Below are 19,945 nucleotides of genomic sequence, written 5' to 3'. Positions count from 1 at the left end.
AGGCCATTCGGCCATCTCAAAGAATTTAGAGGTATGAGGGCTGTATATCCTTTCACCCGGATAGATATCTATCCCTATGATATCAACATATTCATCTCCTGGATACCAGTTCGGATGCTGTCCATTCCACACCCAAATCAAATTATGAATACAGTGAACTTTTGTAAGCCTGTCAAAAAGCAGTCGGTATAGCTTGATGTATGCCTCTGCCCCAGATGCTCCCCACCAAAACCAGCCGCCACTGGCTTCATGCAGAGGGCGCCATAAAACAGGCACGTCAGCTTCCTGCAGCCGTTTTAAACATTTAGCAATCTCATCAATGTCCCTCAATAGAAGCTCATAGCCTTGTGGATCTTCACCGTTCATAATAGCCTTTAAATTAATATTGGTAGCTTTGGTATAGAATCCGCTCCACCATGGATTTTCTGAAGTATTGTACAGATAAGGTTCAGGAGCATTCCAGTGCCAACAAAACGTCACAATACCTCCCAACTTATCAAACTCAATTGCATATTCAACAGCTTTACTTGTTGTACCGTATGTTATTCTTGAAGGCGTATAATCTATAAAATCGAGCCCAAGTATAGCGGGATATTTCCCCGTTGCGTTATATATTGCTTTAAATTCAGGGCCGTTTATTCCTCCATCGGAATACTGACCTGAAATTATGTATTTACCATACATATCACACAAATATTGCATCAGCCTTTTAACCCTGTCAGTAGCTTCAGGATCAACTAACTTTGCAGATACCTTATAAATATCTTCTTCATTTGAAGAAGAAGCTGTAACTTTTAATGCATCCAATCGAATCCACCCCCAACTCTTAGTCATTTTTATCTCGTTTTTACCCGCTTTTAAATAAACTCTCTTTAAAATAGAATCTTGAAAATCAGTTCCTTCAACCTTTGCCACTCCTACAAATTCTCCATTTACATATACGTTATTTTCTTTGTATCCATCATAGCTTGAACTGATGAAGTTTAAATCGTAAAATCCGCTTTCAGGTATAGTAACATAAAAAGTAACAGTATCCTCCTCGCCTTCTATGCCGACCAGATAACCCTTACCAGAAAATCCTAGGTGAGTATTCTCAATTCGCACTTTACCGGTTGTAACCGCAGCATCCTCGGCCTCAAAAAACAGTCCAAAATCCGGGTCATATTGTCCTTCGACAGCTGCACCATCTATATCAGATATATCTCTATTATTTGTTGCATTATCCATACTTGAGCCCCCTTCTTCAGACTGATTACTATTATTATCTCTTAAATATTCACTATTATCAAGGCCACAGCCATAAACAAAAAGCAATATAATCATCATAAAGAGGCATATGACTCGCACGGCAAACTTTTTCATCTTTTCCACCTCTACTAGGTTGTGAGGTCTCCTGCATGCAAGCAAGAGACCTCTGCCGCATTATTGTGCTGTTTCGTCGGTCTTTATGAGCTCTTCCGGTTTCTTCTTCAGCGCATTATCCATCAATGTCTGTGCCTGCTGCGCTATTTCGCTTATAGCTACTTGGGGTGTCTTACTGCCGTTTTGTATCTCTGACATGAAGGTATAGGATAGCTGCACAACGTCATCGAAAGAAAGAAACCACTCGGTTTTGCTCAACCCTTTGTCTATGAGCATTTCTATAACCTGGACCGATTGTTCATCATATAATCTTTCAATATAATAATCCTTCCATTCATCCGGAGCTTCATCTGGATACGGCTCTGTCATTTCATTCTCGAATATGGCCACTTGATCAGCGTTTTTCACTGTCGATGGTATGGTATTGACATTATTTACACTTCGGGATACATATTCATCAGCTTTAGGTCCCATGGGGAACAATACTACACCATATTCATCCTTCATATTCTTCTTTATATCGTCCACCATATACCATTGTGTATAAAGCATAGCTACATTACCGTCAGAGAAACTCTGCCTCGGGTAATCCCATGCCGCGCCCTCAGGATTTAGCTCTACCACCTTATGCTTCTGTGTGAAATCCTGCCATGCCTGTAGCCCTTCCAACGCGTTAGGAGAATTAAGCGCAAATTTCGGATGATATGGGTCTGTTACATCCACACTTTCAGCATTATTGGAAAATACAAAACCAAATCCCAGATCTATACCGGACAACCCCCATTGATCTATCTTACCGTCGCCATCTGTATCTTTTGTGGCTTTTTTAGCAATCTCCAGCATTTTATCCCATGTCCATTGATAGTTGAAAAACAGATCATAGAGGTTAGGCAGACCTTCTCTCTCAAACAGCGTTTTATTCCAGAATAATAGCTCGCGAGGGTATGTTTTGCCTATATTGTAACCATAGAGTTTCCCATCAAAATTAGCCCATTTGAGAGTATCTTTATTCCATTTTTCCTCAGTAAAATCGAAAATACCTTTATCCGCGAATTCATTGAGGTCATAAAGGTACCCGTTGGTTACAGCCGTCGGGTAAAACCATCGACTATCCAACGTAACCACATCAGCTATAGAGTCACCAGCCATAGCTGCCGTTATAAATTTCTGAAGATACTGGTCCCAAGGTATATTCACATACTCTACCTTGCAATTGTATTTTTTCTCCAGCTCAGTCCTGCGAGCTATCTGCCTGTCAGCACCTGCAGAAGAACCAGGTTGAGGTGTAAGATCCCACCAAGCACTATAACGTATGGTCCTGCCGCCGAAATCCAACTGCGGAGGTTCGGACTCCTGTTTCTCAGCAGTTTGATCTGGCGTTTCCTGCTCATCATTAGTAGCAGCCGGCTGCTCATTTTCTCCGCAGCCCGCCATTACACCCGTCATTAACATAACAACTACCAGCAACATCGCTATCTTCTTTAACATTTGCAATTCCTCCTTAAAATTTTATACTATCTTGGCATAAGCATTAAACTAGTGTTTCATATATGCAAGCAATACAATCACCCCCTCCTTTGAATCCATATAAATCACATACCCGTAAGCCCTGAACGTTCTATGCTCTCCACAAAGTAACGTTGAGTGAACAGATATATTATAATAAGCGGTATTATAACAAGTATGCTGCCTGTATTGTTGAGCATAGACGAATAGGCTGGGCTTAAATACACCATAATGCCCAGTTGCGCCGATGAGTAAGCTTGCGATACATTGGGCACCAGCGAGCTTAGGGCAGTAGGTAATACCCATAACTTCTGCAAAAACAGCGTCGAATAAAAGGTATCTGTCCATTGCCATACGAAAGAAAATAGAAATACCGTAACCATCATCGGTATGGCTCCCGGCAACATAACTCTATAAAATGTCTTAAAGGCACCGGCTCCATCTATATACGCCGCTTCTTCGAGATCTTTAGGTGCTCCTCTAAAATGCTGGCGCATTATATATATATATAAGCCATTTTTTAGGCCCATGCCGGTGGCAGATAATAATATAAATGGCCAGTAACTATCCAAAAGGTTCAGCGTATGACCGGTTAAAGCAGATATAATACCAAATATGTCGAAAAACCTAAAATGCAAAAACAGCGGTATCATTATAGTCTGCGGTGGTACCACCAGTATGGCTATAACCAATCCGAAAAGCAAATTCTTCAATGGAAAATTAAATCTTGCAAAACCATAGCCTACCAATGTGCACGATATCAGCTGCATCAAGCTGGTTAACAGAGATAACTTTACAGAGTTCATAAATGCTTCCGGATATCTCATATATGTCCATGCAGTCTGATAGTTCTTCAATGTAAAATGTTTCGGCACATACCGCACTGTTATATCATAAAGGTCCCTCTCTTCCATTATTGATACAGAAAACTTTACTATAAGCGGATATAATATAACAAAGCATATGCCGATAACTAAAATTGTCCTTACTATAGACCACATCAATTGACGCAATCTATACATGGAAAAATAACTACGTTTGGCTTTTTTGGATATTGTCACATTCCGCTGTTCCATCGCTATAGAGCTCATACTTCAACCCCCTATCGTTATTCTTGATAGAATACCCATCTGGATATTATACCTACGGCTATGCCTAAAATAAGCATTATAGCTATGAAGTATACCCATGCAATTGCCGAGCTGTAACCATATGATGATTGCCTAAAAGCCGCATCCATAATCATCTGCATCACTTGATTGGTAGGCCTTGTAAATGAGTCTATTATGGAATAAACTACATTAACCAAGATAAGCGGGCTTATCATCGGAAATGTAATCTTCCAGAATTTTTCCCATCCTGTAGCACCTTCTACTATAGCTGCCTCATAAAGCGATGGAGATATGGTTTGCAGTCCGGCCAAAAATACCAATATTTGAACGCCCGACGCCGTTACCACCTGATATATATTATCTATAGCACCGGTTATATAACCAATAAATCGCGGATCCAGTCGCGTTTGCATGAGCAAGCGTCTTAATTCCAAAGCTTGCACTACAGAAGCAGCCGCACCAGTGGTAGCTTCTTCTTCGAAACTGCTCCTCGCCATATTCAGTAACATATCGCTGTTTTCAATGGCTACTATTACACCAGATGTTAATATGACAGGTAGAAAGAATACTGCTCTAGCAAAAGCTCTGCCTTTAAATTCTTGATTGAGCAAAGTAGCAGCAAAGAAGCTAAACATAACTATGAGGGGCACATCGGTTATCATCTGAGTTATAGATTCTACAAGTATCCTTCTGAAATCCGGATCTACAAAAAATGCCCTTCTGAAATTATTTAGCCCCGCATAGGTTAGCTTATAACCAGTCGCCGTTACTTCCAAATCGTGAAAGCTGAATATAATCGATTGTATTAGTGGATAAATAAAGAATACAAATAGCCCTACCAAAAACGGCGCTATAAACATATAACCGGTTATAGCCTTTTTACCCTCTAATGTGAGCCGATGTTTAGATTTAATATTCATCTGCTATTGCTCCCTTCAAACGCCTTAAAATTATTAGCTTCTATAATGATATTATCTATAGATACAGGAGCATCACTATAATTCACAATAATGCTCTTTCCGCCTTCAAATGTAACCTTATAAACATCCTGGCGTAATTTTTGATGATCGACAATAGCCTTATCCTGTATATCAGAAAACGCTGCATTCATGCGGTTATATAATTCTACTGCTCTACCAAGCCATGCTTCATAATTGACCGAATATAAATAGTTATAATCTGAATCTTTCACCAATGAATTCTCGCCATATATCCATGTAAAATATAATCCTGATCCAGTTTCTGCGGCTTTCAACACCGATCTAGTATAATCGCCCGCGAGATTTATAGCTTCACCGGCATATGATACATATCCATGGAATGCTATTTCGTAAAACGGTACACTTTCATCCGTAATACTATAACCGCTGGAATCCATAGGCATATTCAATATATGGGTAACGTAAGGCAAAGCATAATCGTTAACACCGCTGGCCATAAGGCTTATGCCTTTCTGTGTCAATGCCTCCATCTGCTCTACCATTAAAGATTTAGCCTGCTCCCTATCAACCAATCCATTCTCGCGGAAGTTAGAATTAAGATCATTGCCCATGGTAGCAAGCGATAGGCCGCTTACATTTAAGCCTTCATAATCTTCTAAAAAAGATGATACTAGCGAGTTTATTCTGGCCGGGTTTATTATATAATACGGTTCCTTTGTGTTATCGTATCTATTGGTAGCCGGATCAAAATCATATACAAGCGCTACTTCTCTGTCTAGAAAACGCGCCGCATCGGAACGTGCGCTAAAGCCATCAAACATCTTATCTTTATATGCATATTCAAAGCTTACGTCAGGATAAATCTCTACACCATTGTCGGTGGCAAAGCTTATTAACCTATCAAAATCTTTCTTGCCGCCCAGTTGGGATTGCAATTTTATATTATCGGGCAAAGAATGCCTTATGCCTCCATTAAACCAGCCCGTATATTTTAACTTTATATTGGAGATGCCGCTATTTATCAGTTTGTCTGTTATCTCTATAGCCTGGTCATAGGTTGTAAGCGGCTCAATACCTCTTACAGGCACACCGGCTACCGGTTTTATCTTATCTATGGCTCCTATAAGTTCAAGATAGAACGGCAACTCCGCCCTATTTTCTGCTTTCTTGAGTTGTCCTTTGTTCAATAAATATTCTCTATAGCTTTTTGCCATACCAACATAACCTGCATCTTGGCCAGATAAAAAGTTGTATCTTATTTTAAAAGTGCCTTGATATATTCTTGGCTGATACACCCTTACCACATTATTGCCCGCCATAGCGGTCAGATCTATAGTGTCGTTAGGCAATGTCATAAATTCAGCGCAAGCAGTATTGTATGAATTTATTCTGCCGCTCACGTCGGCCACAATAGAAGCAAAGGCGCTTCCTTCTTCAATTATACCAAATAATGCATTATCCCCATGTTTAATACCAAACAACGGTAAATATGCCTGTTCACCCTTTTCAAATACTTCTTCCTGCCTTATAGCCCGATCATTGCCATACAGGTATCCCATATATGGACGGGCATCGTTTTTACCATTATTCATATTTATAATTGCCCCTGAACCGTCTGGTACCAGCATATACCCGCTCATTTCGCTATTGCCTGCACCAAAAAACTCGAGCACTCTTATTTGGGCCAATGGATATGATGTATCATATTTTATTTCTTTTGCATCTATAGACACGATAAGGTCTTGGCCATCCAGTTTATATTCAAGTGGTATTGTGAATATATCTTTGTTAGCCTCTTTAGGTGGCACATTATTCTCCACATGATCTTTATTTAAGTCGTCTATGGTGCAACCAGCCTTTTTAAATACCTCGTCCAACTGCTGCATGACGAGATCGTTTAAATTTGGCCTCAATTCATAGATATCATGCTCGGAAAGCTTGGGATATTTAGCCAGCATTTCATTCCTTTCTCCCTCGTCTTTTATATCGTTTAACGATATAAGCTTATATCTTCTTTTTAAAAGATTTTTATCAGCATCGTCAGATAATTTGCTCAGTATTTGTTCAAATCTCTCGGCGCTTATGGCCTGAGGCACCACCAGCACTTTTTGCACACGCCCTATCGTGTATGTTATTTTTACGCCGTTATTTGTTTTATCGACCTTAAATTGATTATGCGCTATGCTGTCGTTGTAATTATCCATCTGCTGTTGCTGAGCAGTAGGGGTATAATAAGTTATACTTATTTGTGACCCAAGCTTTCCTTTATTTGCACCTGTAGCAATAGTATCCTGTTCCCTATCGGGCGGATTAGTATACCACATATACCCGGATTTTTTATCTTTTATAGCAACTTCTGTAGTAGCCGGATTAAAATACATAGCCAAAAATTCATTTTCTGCTACAAGTTCCATTTCAGACGGTACCGGATCCTGTACGGCCGACGTATCGCCTGTTTGCTGTTGTTTGGGCGTATCCGGCGCCATAAAAGCTATATCGGTGGATAACATAATAAACGCTATAGCAATGATTATCGCTATTAAGCCCTTTTTCATATAGTCGACCCCCCTTTAAATCCTAAACGTTATTTCTCTATATATCGTGTATACAAAGGTTATCATTTGCTGAAGCAAATCGAATACCAATAGCCCGATAAATATTATGATGCCCATGCCTACAATTGTAAGCAATGATGTCCCTATGGTTTTACCTATAGTATATTGATGTGTAACCATAGTGCCAAGCACTATAAGCAGTCCACACCAGAACACGGCAAGCTGAGCAAAAAATGTATAGAAAGCGCCCTCCTCAGCCGTTATGATATGGCTGAACGGTATAAGCGGCAAATTTATCAGTATAAGCGGCACCGTCGCATATGCTGTGGCTATAACGATATCAGTAAAGCTGCCTTCGCCATCCATCAATGTTGTAAGACACCAATTGGCTACGCACCAAAGCCCATATGGTATTACAACACTAAATATTTCAGTAAATATATTGAGCGTTTTAGGATTATTAGTATTAAACGCAAAGCCGGTAAGCTGCCTTCTTAAAACAAATGTCACTATAAGCAATATGATTATTATAAAAGCAGCAGATAAGCTTCCTCTTTTTTCATGCTTCAAGTCCCAAAATCCGTCAAACGGGTGGAATATCACATGAAACGAATAACCAAGGCTATCCAAAAGTTTATTGCCCTTTTTGAATATCTTATTTTTATACTTGGATATGAGCCACATGGCTATTATAGCAAGGGCTATGCCCCCTACTATCCAACCAAAGTTTTGCTCGACCACTTCTTTCCTATAGTACTGGAATGCCTTAGAATAAAGGTCCCGTTTGTTGCCCAGCTTAAAATTCTTCATAGCTTCCGCAAACCGGTCTTGTCTAAGCAGCGATTTACCAAGGCCTATATAAGCCAATTCGTAATTAGAGTTATAATGTAGAACCTGTTGCCACCGGTCGGCCGCTTCATCGTAGTGACCTTTGTGGTGTAGAGAGAGGGCTTCATTTACAAGAGAACCATATTCTGTTATGGAGAATGCCGTTACACTGTTTAGTTTAGAATCCAATACCAATATTTGATTCCCTATTCTTTCAATAGCTGTCGGACTTTTAAATGTTCCTGCCTGCTCCCCTATGCCGCCGAAAATATAGAGGAGATTACCATCATCGTCATATGTAAATATACGTCCCCTTTTTCTATCTAAAACACTATATATACCGCTGGCGCTATCTACCGATACATCGAAATTAATCGCATTCTGTATATCAGCATCGTTCAAAGCACTGGTGGTAACATATAAGAATCCTTCATCGTCTATATAAATATTATTGTATTCTGTGGGCATAAACAAAACCATTCCGGCTCGCTGTTCCCGGGTCGATATCATCTTCCATATATAGTCAATCATATTGGGTATTACTCTGCTGGCACCCATATACCCCTGAAACGTGCCATCGGCATTTAGCTCTATTATACCTTGATTAACATTCTGAGCTATAACATATATCCTTTTAGCCTTATCCAGCACAAGTTTCATAGGCTTATAGACAAAATCGGCAGGTATTATGTCGGCTTTAGGCGCACCTATCTGCCTTATGAATTCACCAGCAGTCCCCAGCTCTACTATACGGCCATTATCAGTATCCGCGACATATATATGTCCTTCTTCGGTAACGTATAACCCTTGTGGGTTTTTAAATGTATCGCTTGCTCCATCGTGTTCAAACACCTTGATTTCATTTAACACATTCCATTTGCTATCCGCAACTATTATACGATTATTACCTGAATCGGCTATATATATCTTGCCGTCTTTACCAACAAATAAATCTCCCGGTGTATTAAAATCCCCTATACCCAAGCTTGACCCATCTATTACCCTGTCGGGAAGATATGCATAGGGAGCGTATAAAATATTTCCCCAATAATCATATGTATAGCTTTCATATGGTGGAGCTGCAGATGCAAAAGCAGGGAAAACTATCGATAAACATATTATCGCAATTAATAAAGCACACATTTTTTTCATCATATCCGCATCCCTCCTTTATTCCTTTATACCCGATGTAGTCATAGTCTGAATTATATTGCTCTGGGTTATGATAAATAACGTTATAGGGACGCTCATCATAAGCAAAGCCACGGCAGCAGCCACGCCCGCTCTGGCTATGCCTCCTGCCAGTATCTGTTGCAATGCGTAAGGCAGCGTTTTCAACTCTTCTCTGTATATATAAGTACCGCCCGTCGTATTCCACAAATTCTGGAACACGAATATAACCAACGTCAACCATGCCGGTTTAACCGTAGGCATGGCTATCTGCCAAAATACGCGGAATTCACTGGCACCATCTATACGAGCCGCTTCTAATAGCGAATCGGGTATCTGTTCCATAAACTGCTTCATTAAGAACAGGCCCAATGAATATGCTAGCTGCGGCACTATTATGGCATAATAGGTGTCTATCCACCCTAAAAAAGACATGGTAAGGTAACTCGGTATAGCGGTCACATGGTAGGAAAACATAAGCGATAATACCACAATGTTAAAAAACAAAACCCTGCCTGGGAATTTATGTTTTGCCAAAACATAAGCCGCCATAGATGCTACTATAACATGACCTACTGTACCTACGGCCGTTATAAATACGGTATTCAAAATATACCTGGAAAAAGGAACCCACGATTGCTGCATCAATATAAACAGGTCTTGGAAATTTTCCAGAGAAGGATTCCTTACTATCACTATATTTGTTATGTCGCCGCCTAGCGAGCGATTAGGTTTTCTCCGCCTCGCCTTGGCCTTTGTCTTAGCCATATCAGCTCCCCACCTTTCTTATTAATCGCTGAACTATTTGATTGGTGCCTACCATAGCTATAAACAAGAGCGTAGCTATAGCCGATGCGTAACCCATTTCAAACCTTATATTCCCATAATCCACCAGATGAGACACGACCGTATGAGCCGCGTAGTCGGTACTTGGAAATCCCACCAACGGAACTAATACCTCATGTATGGCAAATGATGAAGTAATGGACATCACAGCGCCGAATAGCAGTTGTGGCTTCATGGAAGGCAACGTTATATACCATAATTCTTGCCACCTGTTTTGAATACCATCTACATACCCTGCCTCATAAAGGGTGTTGTCTATACCCTGCAGCCCCGCTACAAATGCAAGGAAGCCGGTCCCAAGGCTCATCCACAGCACCACTATTATAGCAGCCGTTTTCATATACGTAGGATCGGTAAGCCACTGAATTGGTTCGTATATAATACCCAACTGAATAAGCATACCGTTTATATAACCGTAAGCATCGCCGCTAAACAATGTATTCCACACTATATACGCCTGTCCTGAGATAGTAGGGGCATAAAATATAACCACCATTATCGCCCTTATTTTGGGCGGCAGTTCATTTATCATCCATGCAAAAAACAGAGCGGCAAAATACCCTATAGGACCAGTTATAGCAGCAAATATAAATGTATTCTTAAGCGCTATCAAAAACACCTCATCGTCCAAGAGCAAGTTTATATAATTCTGGAATCCGATCCATTTTGGCGGTTCGAGTATATTGTAATACGTGAAACTCAGCCCTATAGAGGTCAATACCGGCACTATAGTAAATATCGCAAAGATTATCGCGTATGGCGCAAGGAACATATATGATACCTTGTTTTTTTTCATCTCTGCCCACGTATTGTTCATTCTTGCGCTAAACGACATTTTTGTATTGGGGAGTATGTTGGAAGCCATCTTTCTCACCTTCCTGCCTCATTTTTTAAATCTTCCATCGTCGGCAAACCGAATTCGATGCGCTTATTGGTGATCTCATCATTTATTACCCTTACGTAATCCAGTATAGTTTCCCTTGGATCTTCCCCGTCATATATAACCTTCCTAAAAGCATTATCCAAATGCCTCGGCGTAAAATATCCGCCAGGCACTTCAGGATTACCTTTAACCCACTGCCATTGTGCCATAAGGTTCTTATAGTCCTTGACCGGCCATGGCAGTTTCTCCAAGGCTTCTATATTAGCGGTCGGATATCTCCCTGCCGCCCCTAGCAGGCTTTCCATTTCTCTGCCGAAACGCTCCTGCGTCTCTGTGCCGGTCCACCATTTCAGAAACTCCCATGCCGCATTTTTATCTTTTACCCCCCTTACCATCATAGCCGCCGTACCACCGCTTGGCACCGATCGATCTATAGAACCGTCCGCCCTTTCCATTCCTGGTACTGGCGCAAAATCCCATAACCCTCTTATTTCAGGAGCAAATACCGACAGGAAGTTATACGTCTGATAATCAGCTATGCCTATAGGCATCTCTCCTATCCTAAACCTATTCGCGAAATCATATTGTACCGGAAATTTGTAATTCACATAAAGCTCCGTCCACATCTTGAATGCTTCGATAGCTTCCTCTTCATCCAGTGCAGTGGCTATACCGTCTTGCTTATAAAGTTTACCGCCCATTTGATACAAAAGCATTGTAAACGACGTCATACCGGCACCCGGGGTCTGCGTAGTAGATATAGGAATTCCGAAATCCATATGATTCTTTTGTATAACTGGCAGTATATTAAAAACATCTTGCCACGTCTGCGGCACCTGTAAATCCAGTTCTTCAAGTATATCCGTTCTATAAAAGAGCATGGGGAAACTTTGCGTTTCCGGAAGAGCAAAAACGCCATCATTAAATTCATATGGTACCAGAGCGCTCTCGTGAAAGCGTTTGGCCACTTCATCAAAACCTTTAAATTGTGCCAGATCTATAGCGGCATTACGGGTAGCAAAATTAACAGGATCGTTTACGGCTAATTGCAGCGCCACATCCGGGCCTATATTTGCCACTACTGCCGGCAACAGCGTACCGGGCTGCACCAGCTCTAGGTTCACCGGTATACCGGTTTGCGGCGTAAATGTGTCGTCTATAATCTGCTTCAATACCTGAGCCTGATCCCTGCCAGTCTGAATCCATACTTTCAATGCTTCGCCAGTGTAAATATTACCTACGCTGTTATAATCCTCGGTAAAGGATGCTATAAGTGCCCTCGTTTCATGAAGCACTTTTTGCCCAAAACCAGTACCAGTGTCCGGCAGTTGTTGCTCTGGAGAAGCAAGCCATAAATAATCTATCTCCAACGGTTGTTCCCTGGCCGAGAGTATCCATGTACCCAAGCTTCCTATATTGGTCTTAAAATCATTCAACATCCTAGGAATCCTATCAGGCCTTCTTACCATATCTTTCAGTTGATATGATAAACGATAAAGTATAGCGCTTTGAGAGCCTCTTTGTCCGGTATAAGCTATAAGCTGCTGTGCCATTTCATCTATTATATCCCCTTGTTTATCCAGTTCCTTTATTACATCCGGTATTTGTAAATCTAACTGATAATCCCTGTAAGGATCCGGTGTAGGGGTGGTTACCATTATTATTTTTCTATAAGCCTCGTTAAGCTGATATAAACTGGATTCTATAGTACGTATAATTTCCGCCAGATCACCCAGCGTAACCTCAAGTTTTATCTCATGTTTGCCTTTTGTTAAGTAAAACAGGCATGGTTCAGCGTTTTGAGTCAGCTCATACATTACCCAATCGTTTTTATATTCGAATTTTAAATCTTCTGCTCCTGAAAATGGAACTTGTCCATCGATCAAAAGCCGTCGGTTGCTAAACGATCCTCTAACCATATTCTGCCTCACCTTAAAAGCCAGTCTATATAATCCGTCCTCGGGTACATCGACCGTCCATGTTATCCATTGGCCGGGCAGATTCCATCTATATCCCCCTATTGTGTTCAAACGTATTTTAGCGGGGTCATACGGTTCGGTAGTAGGCGATGCCCTGTCGTTTAAAGGATAAAGCGTTGGATCAGATTTTAAATCGGCATCCTCACCTTGAATTTTAACAGGTGCACCGTTATAATTTTTATATCCTTCTTTTTGATATGTGGCGAGCACTTGCTCATAAGTTGGGCTTTTCGGAGCTTGCTCTATCGTGATGGTTTTTATAGCCATTGGCTCTTTAACCGATACAAGCCTTATGGTATTTTCACCCTCATTGAAATAAAAGTAATAAGGCTCATTATAGTACCCCATATAATCCCAAAAATAGCTTTGTTCCCATCTGGGAGCCTCAACCTGCGTGGGACGTATATCGTTACCGCGGTTGTCCTGCCTGACTGCACCCCCATCAGCCCACACTCTGGAAAAAGTAAGGTGACCAGCTGCAAAAAACGGCAATTGCCCATTTATCAGCACCTCTCTTTCAATCGATGAGCCCCTTCCTTCGACAGGATAATATTCAATTTTGATATTATACAATCCTGCCGTTTTAATATCTACCTTCCACTCGATGTAACCTTCTTCATCTGTCTTGACAGACTCGCCCGGTGCATCGCCCAAGCCCGTAACTATTTCAACGGCCGGACTAGCATCGGTAAAATCGGTTGCATTTATTATTATGCTTTCCTTTGGATAAGGTGCATTTTTATGCTCATTTAGATATATTTCATAATCATCCCTTATATTCCCTGGCGTAAAGCTTTGTTCGTCCTCATCCTGCGCCTTTGAAATATTCGGTTGCGGAACCATGAAATCAGATACTGTTAATGAAAAAACCAATAGAACCGAGATAGCAACTATTTTTGTAGCCCTTTTTAACCGCACAGCTCCTGCCCCCTTTACAAGTTTAAGTTTTAGCTGATTTGATTAATAAATCTAGTGATATTATAGAATAATAAAGGACTTTATAAACTAGAAAAAGTTTATAAAGTCCTTTGAAAACTAAAGATCTTTATAATGCACGTTCCCTATATTCCAATGGCGTATATTGCGTAATCTTTTTAAATTTGCTTACAAAATAGTTCGGATCGCTGTATCCTACCGCAGCAGCTATTTCATATACTTTAAGTTCGGTGCCTTTTAGAAGTTTTTTAGCTTCCTCCATGCGCAGCCTGTGTAAATAGTCCTTAAAGTAAAGGCCAAAGCGTTTTCTAAATAGCTGTCCTAAATATACAGAATTAACATAAAAATGATCAGCTATGCTTTTTAAGTTTAAATCCTCGTTAAAGTGTGTTTTTATATATTCTTCCACTTTGTCCATTACATCATCAGAAGCTATAGTTTCCATACTCTCTGTATAAACTGTTTTACTAAAGTTGAACACATCGGCTTTGCGTTGCCTCTTAATATCTCGTGCTATATCCGCCAGCGTCTCTATCAGCTCATCTTCGTCAACGGGTTTTAACAAATATCTGGCCACGCCAAGGCGTATAGCTTGTCTGGCATACTCAAATTCAGCATATCCGGTGAGCAATATATATTGTGCGTGTACATCAAGCACTTCTCTACAATACTTTATCATATCCAAGCCATTCATACGAGGCATTTTTATATCGGCTATAACAAGATCCGGCCTCTCTTGTTTTACTTTATTTATGGCATCAATACCATTTTCCGATTCATAACATACCTGAAAGCCGTAACGTTCCCACTCGATTATAGCTTTTAAGCCCTCGCGTACGTAAGGTTCATCGTCTACTATCATCACCCTATACATCCTGCTCAGCCTCCCCATCTTGAACTCTATCTAATTGGTCTATGTTAATCATCAAAGTCACAACAGTACCTGCATCGCGCCGGCTGTCTATGCGAAATCTAAAGTCGTCGCCATACAAAAGCTTTAACCTTCTATATGCATTTTTTATGCCCACACTACCTGAAGCATCCTTTGCATCCTCTAGGCTTGTATAAATATTATCCAGCGTATATTCGCTCATCCCTATGCCATTGTCTTTTATTGTAAAAACAACGAAAGAATTGGATCTCTTTATCTCTACGACAACCAATCCATTGTCGCTGCTGCCCTCTATGCCGTGTATACACGCATTTTCAACAAACGGCTGTATAACCATTTTAGGGATGATATAATTTAAAACATCTTCGTCCACATGTATTTTATAGTCGAGTTTATCGCCAAATCTGTATTTCTGTATTTCCAAAAAATACTTTATATAATTCAATTCCTCTTTTATCGTAACATCGTCGCTCCCCCAACTTAGTATACGCCTGAAAATCTTGGATAAGTACTTAATCATCTGCGCCGTTTCAGTTTCGCCCTTAACAACACTTCTCATGCGTATGCTTTCCAGTGTATTGAAAAGAAAGTGCGGGTCTATCTGACTTTGTAGGGCATTTATCATCGCCTGCTTTTTCTCAACCTCAATGCTCTTCTTCTGCAGATCAGCTTCATATACATTCTTTATAAGGCTTTCAATAGTAGACGCCATCCTATTAAACTCCCTTATAAGATCCCCTATTTCATCCTTTCCCCCATCACATTCTATGATATCAAAATGCTGATGTCTTCCCTTTTTTATATGAGAATGAACAATATCAATTCTATATTCCAATGAAAATGACAGAACATATATGACACAGGATGCCAAGATAACATTTAAAAGCGCCAGCATTATTATAAATTTGATCGGTTGGTTCATAGCCGCCGCAATGTTTTTATCGCTTACCACATTTACTATCTTCCACAAGCCCATACCTATAGTTTTATCCATGTTTTGCTCTAATACATGGTCATTGTTTGTTATATTTATGTCTTTCAGCGTATAAAACCCGCTATTGTATTTGTCATCGTTGGAATAAACAACTTTATTGAAACCATCCACAATATATATAGCGCCCACTTGCCCTTCAGTCTTTAATATATCGACAAATTCGGATTTCTTAAAATCGATTTTCAGTATTTTCTTTATGTTGTTTTTTTTATAATAATTCAAATCTTTTATCAAGCTCACATACCATCGACCGCTTTTATAGTAACTAACAACTGAAAAACCATACGGATCTTCTATGGCATATCTATACCATTCCTCATCCTCAACATCCAGCGGCAAATGCTTATATCCCGCACTTTCGGGTATGGTAGTATTGCTGGTATATATAGCTTGTCATCATATTATAAGCCACATAAATAGCATCCTCAAACTGCTTATTTATAACAAGGCTCAAGCGCTGCAACGATGCCTTATATTGCTGGAGCTGCTGTTTTTCTACCTGCGTCCTAGTATAATTGAAAAACGCATAATCTGTCGCTACTATAGGCAATAATACACATAGGATATATATCAAAAGCAGCTTATTTTTGACCTTTATGTTATCTAGCCTGAGAAATTTAATTGCTTTTTTCATCCTTTATATCCTCGCCTGCTCTCATTTATCGCGTTCAACCACTCTTCGTTTTATCTCGCCGGTCAAAAATTGGTCAGCCATATCATAATTAGCATTTTCCATCTCGTCAGCATATTCCTGCCATAATAGATCATATTGCTCAGGAGCAGACATTATCAGACGCGCTGTATACTTCCGCGCTATGTCAGAAGCCTTCTGATTTGCAGCTTTTATCTCAGGTTCACTGTCAGGTATAGGTATATCCCAAACGAAACCGTAAGGTGTCTCCAAAGGCGGCGCCATAAGATCAGCCATACTGGTTAAATTATATGCTTTTAGCACCTCTTTTTCATAGTCCTTGTATTTATAATTCATATATTCTGCCGTATCCTGAGGAAATACATAGTTGCCATCGGAGAATTTAGCCCCTCCATCCGGGTGAGGAAATAGCCAAAAAGAACCCAGCCCTCTTTTGCGTACATAATCCGGATCATTCATCCGCTCCAATTGCGCATCCGTCAAAGTAAATTTGCCATTTTGAACAGTATAATCCACACCTTCAAATCCCCAATAGACTACTTTCAGCACTTCTTCCGAGGCCATTTTATCGATGAACTTAAATGCGGCCTCCGGATCCTCACAATTCCGGGTTATGCATATGCCGGCTCCCGTCCCCATCACACTTATGCCGTTATAGGCCTCCTTATTCACACCATCAAATACCACCGGCATAGCTATAGGCACCCTATCAAACAAGCCTTGCTTTTCTAACATATCAATAGCGTCTTGTATCTGCCATCTCTCGTCATAAAAGCCTATAACCCTGCCCGACGCTATTTTAGCCTTATAAGCGTCATAGTTTTGGGTAAACATATCTTTATCCAATAAGCCTTCGTTCCAAAGTTCATTGAGTTTTTTGTAATACTTATATGCCCAATCGCTCAACATAAAGGAGTGCGCCTCATAATTCTTATCGACCCATACTCCGCCTGTATTGGGATTGCCAGCCAGATAATTCGGAGCATTAAACAACGTATATATCCTCCAATTATCGGTTAATGCGGTAAAGCCTATCGTCGGTTCGCCGTTATAGACAGGATTGGCTCTTACATAATTCCTTATTATCTCAAAGTATTGATCAAACGAGGTGACCTTGGGCCAGTCAAGCTCCCTTAGCGCTGTTATAGGAAGATAAAAACCCGATGAGGGATAAAGAAGCCTACTATTTTTTCTATATGGCGTTAAATAGTATATATGCCCGTCTATAGGATCCCTCAACATATTCAGTTCCTGTTCGGTGTAAATCTTTTTTATATTTTGTCCATATTTATCTATATAATCATCCAGCGGTACCAGCGCGCCGGCGGCTTTGAATGTAGCGTATTCATTATGCGGGGCTATAAGCTCCGGATAGTCCTTGGTAGCCACCATAAAGCTAGCCTTTGTTTTCTCATCACTGCTGCTTATATATTCAGTCTTTAGTTTAACCCCTGTCAATTTTGAAACCTTTATACCAACAGCAGTATTGGACAGATCTATCGGTTCTTGCCTCGGATCCATAATAAAGAGTGAAAATACTTCATCGATCGCACTGCCGGCATCATATAACCCCGCCTGACTTATGTCGGTATTATCCAAAGAATTAGCACAACCAAGCTGAAATAGAAAGATCATAATATATGCTAAAACAACCATGAACTTCTTTACTCTCATATTTTAACGCTTTCCTTTCGAGCAGGCCAACGCCATATCCAATATCCTGCACAGCCGTCTTACAGCCTAGACGCCTATATCTAGGCATCCGTCCAGCGTTGAACGGATATATCCAACGCCGCTCAGGAAGTGCATATATACCAAGCAGTAAATTCTACGCTATATTTGTTTCTGACCGTAATACGCGTTTTTGCCGTGCTTTCTCAAAAAATGCTTATCCAACAAAGCCTGATCTATAGGGGTAACCCCTGCAATATTGCTCAGCGTCAATGTGTGATACGCCATCATAGCGACTTCTTCCAGCACAACGCTATTGTGCACCGCTTCTGCCGCATCCTTGCCCCATGCGAACGGCCCGTGGCTGTGCACCAATACAGCAGGTACATCATCCGCATTCATATTGTTGAAAGTCTCCACTATAACTTTGCCTGTATTCTCTTCATAAGCTTCTTCTATTTCGTCCGGTTTCATCTTTCTGGTACATGGAATATCTCCATAAAAATAGTCTGCATGAGTAGTGCCAAGAGCCGGTATATCCATGCCGGCCTGTGCCCATACAGTAGCCCAACGCGAGTGTGTATGCACGACTCCGCCTATGTTGGGAAAGGCCTTGTACAATATCAGATGTGTAGGTGTGTCAGATGACGGGTTTAATTGCCCCTCTACTTTATTGCCCTCCAGATCCACGACGACCAGATGCTCCATTTGCAGCTCATCATATGGCACACCGCTGGGCTTTATAACGACAAGACCGCTGTCCCTGTCTATGCCGCTGACATTGCCCCATGTATATGTAACCAAGCCGCGCTTAGGCAGTTCTTTATTTGCATCGAGTACCATTTGTTTAAGCGATTCCAACAATTCAACCTCATCCTCCGTTTTTTTTGATTATACCACATACGGTATTGTTGGTAAAGCGTTGACGGCAAAGGTACAAGAGGTGAAACATGAAAATTTACAGCAGGCATTTCGCCCCCTTCCGAAAGCCATATATTTGCTTTTATTCGGTTCTTATTATTATTCGAATCTTAATGAATCTGTAACTTTGATTCTTGAGCCGTAGTAACTTGGTATAATACTGAAAACAAATCCATATATAATTGCCACTAAAACAGGTAACAATAAATTCGGAAGTATGAAATCAGCTTCAAAAAGAATATACATATTTTCATTAAGATATTTTTGAATTAAAAGAACTGTGCCGCAGCTAAAGATGATAGCAATAATTGAAGCTATAAAAGCCATTATCATTCCTTCAATGATAAATTGATTTAAGGTAACGCTGATTAATAGGCTCAAATGTTTGTAAAATAGGGTCGTTCAGGGAATAATGTCTACTTCAGTCGGCAAATCCACTAATTTTTTCTGCCTCATTTGAGAAAATTCCTAAAAATAGGCACACTTATTCCACAAATTATGCTGGTTGCGTTCGCCAGCTGCCACTACGGGCGCACATCAGAAGATTCGCACTCGCTGCAAGCAGATACAGCCTGTTAAGATTTTTGGCGATACCACGGTAGCAGACCTTGTTAAAACCAAATGTATTCTTGATAATATGAAATGGATGCTCAACCTTAGCTCGTACTGAAAATTTCTGATGCTCAATATAACAAAA

16 protein-coding genes are annotated in these 19,945 nt (G+C 40.5%); all 16 read right to left on the bottom strand.

Annotated features, from left to right (window positions below):
- On the bottom strand, positions 1-1,362 hold a 1,362-nt coding region (locus tag JG770_RS09895; protein ID WP_291958440.1), incomplete at its 3' end, for a glycosyl hydrolase.
- A 60-nt stretch (positions 1,363-1,422) separates the two neighbouring features.
- Complete coding sequence (locus tag JG770_RS09890) at positions 1,423-2,850, bottom strand: extracellular solute-binding protein (RefSeq protein WP_291958437.1); 1,428 nt, start codon at positions 2,848-2,850, stop codon at positions 1,423-1,425.
- Between the two features lie 104 nt (positions 2,851-2,954).
- On the bottom strand, positions 2,955-3,959 hold the full coding sequence (locus JG770_RS09885; protein WP_291958434.1) for a carbohydrate ABC transporter permease: 1,005 nt from the start codon (positions 3,957-3,959) through the stop codon (positions 2,955-2,957).
- A 17-nt stretch (positions 3,960-3,976) separates the two neighbouring features.
- On the bottom strand, positions 3,977-4,900 hold the full coding sequence (locus JG770_RS09880) for a sugar ABC transporter permease (RefSeq protein WP_291958431.1): 924 nt from the start codon (positions 4,898-4,900) through the stop codon (positions 3,977-3,979).
- Positions 4,897-7,476: a DUF5696 domain-containing protein gene (locus tag JG770_RS09875; RefSeq protein ID WP_291958428.1), complete on the bottom strand. Its 2,580-nt coding sequence runs from the start codon at positions 7,474-7,476 to the stop codon at positions 4,897-4,899. The genes JG770_RS09880 and JG770_RS09875 overlap by 4 nt, the downstream gene beginning before the upstream one ends.
- Before the next feature lie 15 nt (positions 7,477-7,491).
- Positions 7,492-9,459 carry a YIP1 family protein gene (locus JG770_RS09870; RefSeq protein WP_291958425.1) on the bottom strand — a complete coding sequence of 656 codons (1,968 nt, stop codon included), beginning with the start codon at positions 9,457-9,459 and terminating at the stop codon, positions 7,492-7,494.
- 15 nt (positions 9,460-9,474) lie between these two features.
- Positions 9,475-10,242, bottom strand: coding sequence for a carbohydrate ABC transporter permease (locus JG770_RS09865; RefSeq protein WP_291958422.1), 768 nt, complete (start codon positions 10,240-10,242; stop codon positions 9,475-9,477).
- Position 10,243: 1 nt separating this feature from the next.
- Positions 10,244-11,155, bottom strand: a complete 912-nt coding sequence (locus JG770_RS09860; RefSeq protein WP_363320997.1) for a sugar ABC transporter permease — start codon at positions 11,153-11,155, stop codon at positions 10,244-10,246.
- Positions 11,156-11,190: 35 nt separating this feature from the next.
- Positions 11,191-14,100 (bottom strand): extracellular solute-binding protein, encoded by a 2,910-nt coding sequence (locus JG770_RS09855; RefSeq protein WP_291958419.1) that lies wholly within the window; start codon positions 14,098-14,100, stop codon positions 11,191-11,193.
- Positions 14,101-14,227: 127 nt separating this feature from the next.
- Positions 14,228-14,992, bottom strand: a complete 765-nt coding sequence (locus tag JG770_RS09850) for a response regulator (RefSeq protein ID WP_291958417.1) — start codon at positions 14,990-14,992, stop codon at positions 14,228-14,230.
- Entirely contained in the window at positions 14,985-16,343 is a 1,359-nt protein-coding gene (locus JG770_RS09845) for a sensor histidine kinase (RefSeq protein ID WP_291958414.1), read from the bottom strand. Before JG770_RS09845 ends, JG770_RS09850 begins: the two co-directional genes overlap by 8 nt.
- A 4-nt stretch (positions 16,344-16,347) precedes the next feature.
- Positions 16,348-16,638 (bottom strand): hypothetical protein, encoded by a 291-nt coding sequence (locus JG770_RS09840; protein ID WP_291958411.1) that lies wholly within the window; start codon positions 16,636-16,638, stop codon positions 16,348-16,350.
- 21 nt (positions 16,639-16,659) lie between these two features.
- The gene (locus JG770_RS09835; protein WP_291958409.1) at positions 16,660-18,330 is read right to left on the bottom strand and encodes an ABC transporter substrate-binding protein; all 1,671 of its coding nucleotides are present in this window, start codon (positions 18,328-18,330) and stop codon (positions 16,660-16,662) included.
- A gap of 159 nt (positions 18,331-18,489) precedes the next feature.
- Entirely contained in the window at positions 18,490-19,191 is a 702-nt protein-coding gene (gene araD, locus JG770_RS09830; RefSeq protein WP_363320996.1) for an L-ribulose-5-phosphate 4-epimerase, read from the bottom strand.
- A gap of 156 nt (positions 19,192-19,347) precedes the next feature.
- Positions 19,348-19,575 carry a hypothetical protein gene (locus JG770_RS09825; protein WP_291958404.1) on the bottom strand — a complete coding sequence of 76 codons (228 nt, stop codon included), beginning with the start codon at positions 19,573-19,575 and terminating at the stop codon, positions 19,348-19,350.
- Between the two features lie 169 nt (positions 19,576-19,744).
- Positions 19,745-19,945, bottom strand: a 201-nt coding sequence (locus tag JG770_RS09820) for a transposase (RefSeq protein ID WP_291958401.1), incomplete at its 5' end; no start/stop codon positions are given.

The organism is Mahella sp. (assembly GCF_020054945.1).
GTDB lineage: Bacteria > Bacillota > Clostridia > Mahellales > Mahellaceae > Mahella.
The sequence above is the reverse complement of the archived record's forward strand: the minus strand, read 5'-3'. Positions and strand labels throughout refer to the sequence as shown.

Coding starts and splice junctions, on each gene's coding strand:
- JG770_RS09890 (WP_291958437.1), bottom strand. CDS start 2,850: ATGTTAAAGAAGATAGCGATGTTGCTGGTAGTTGTTATGTTAATGACG.
- JG770_RS09885 (WP_291958434.1), bottom strand. CDS start 3,959: ATGAGCTCTATAGCGATGGAACAGCGGAATGTGACAATATCCAAAAAA.
- JG770_RS09880 (WP_291958431.1), bottom strand. CDS start 4,900: ATGAATATTAAATCTAAACATCGGCTCACATTAGAGGGTAAAAAGGCT.
- JG770_RS09875 (WP_291958428.1), bottom strand. CDS start 7,476: ATGAAAAAGGGCTTAATAGCGATAATCATTGCTATAGCGTTTATTATG.
- JG770_RS09870 (WP_291958425.1), bottom strand. CDS start 9,459: ATGATGAAAAAAATGTGTGCTTTATTAATTGCGATAATATGTTTATCG.
- JG770_RS09865 (WP_291958422.1), bottom strand. CDS start 10,242: ATGGCTAAGACAAAGGCCAAGGCGAGGCGGAGAAAACCTAATCGCTCG.
- JG770_RS09860 (WP_363320997.1), bottom strand. CDS start 11,155: ATGTCGTTTAGCGCAAGAATGAACAATACGTGGGCAGAGATGAAAAAA.
- JG770_RS09850 (WP_291958417.1), bottom strand. CDS start 14,992: ATGTATAGGGTGATGATAGTAGACGATGAACCTTACGTACGCGAGGGC.
- JG770_RS09840 (WP_291958411.1), bottom strand. CDS start 16,638: ATGAAAAAAGCAATTAAATTTCTCAGGCTAGATAACATAAAGGTCAAA.
- JG770_RS09835 (WP_291958409.1), bottom strand. CDS start 18,330: ATGAGAGTAAAGAAGTTCATGGTTGTTTTAGCATATATTATGATCTTT.
- JG770_RS09825 (WP_291958404.1), bottom strand. CDS start 19,575: ATGGCTTTTATAGCTTCAATTATTGCTATCATCTTTAGCTGCGGCACA.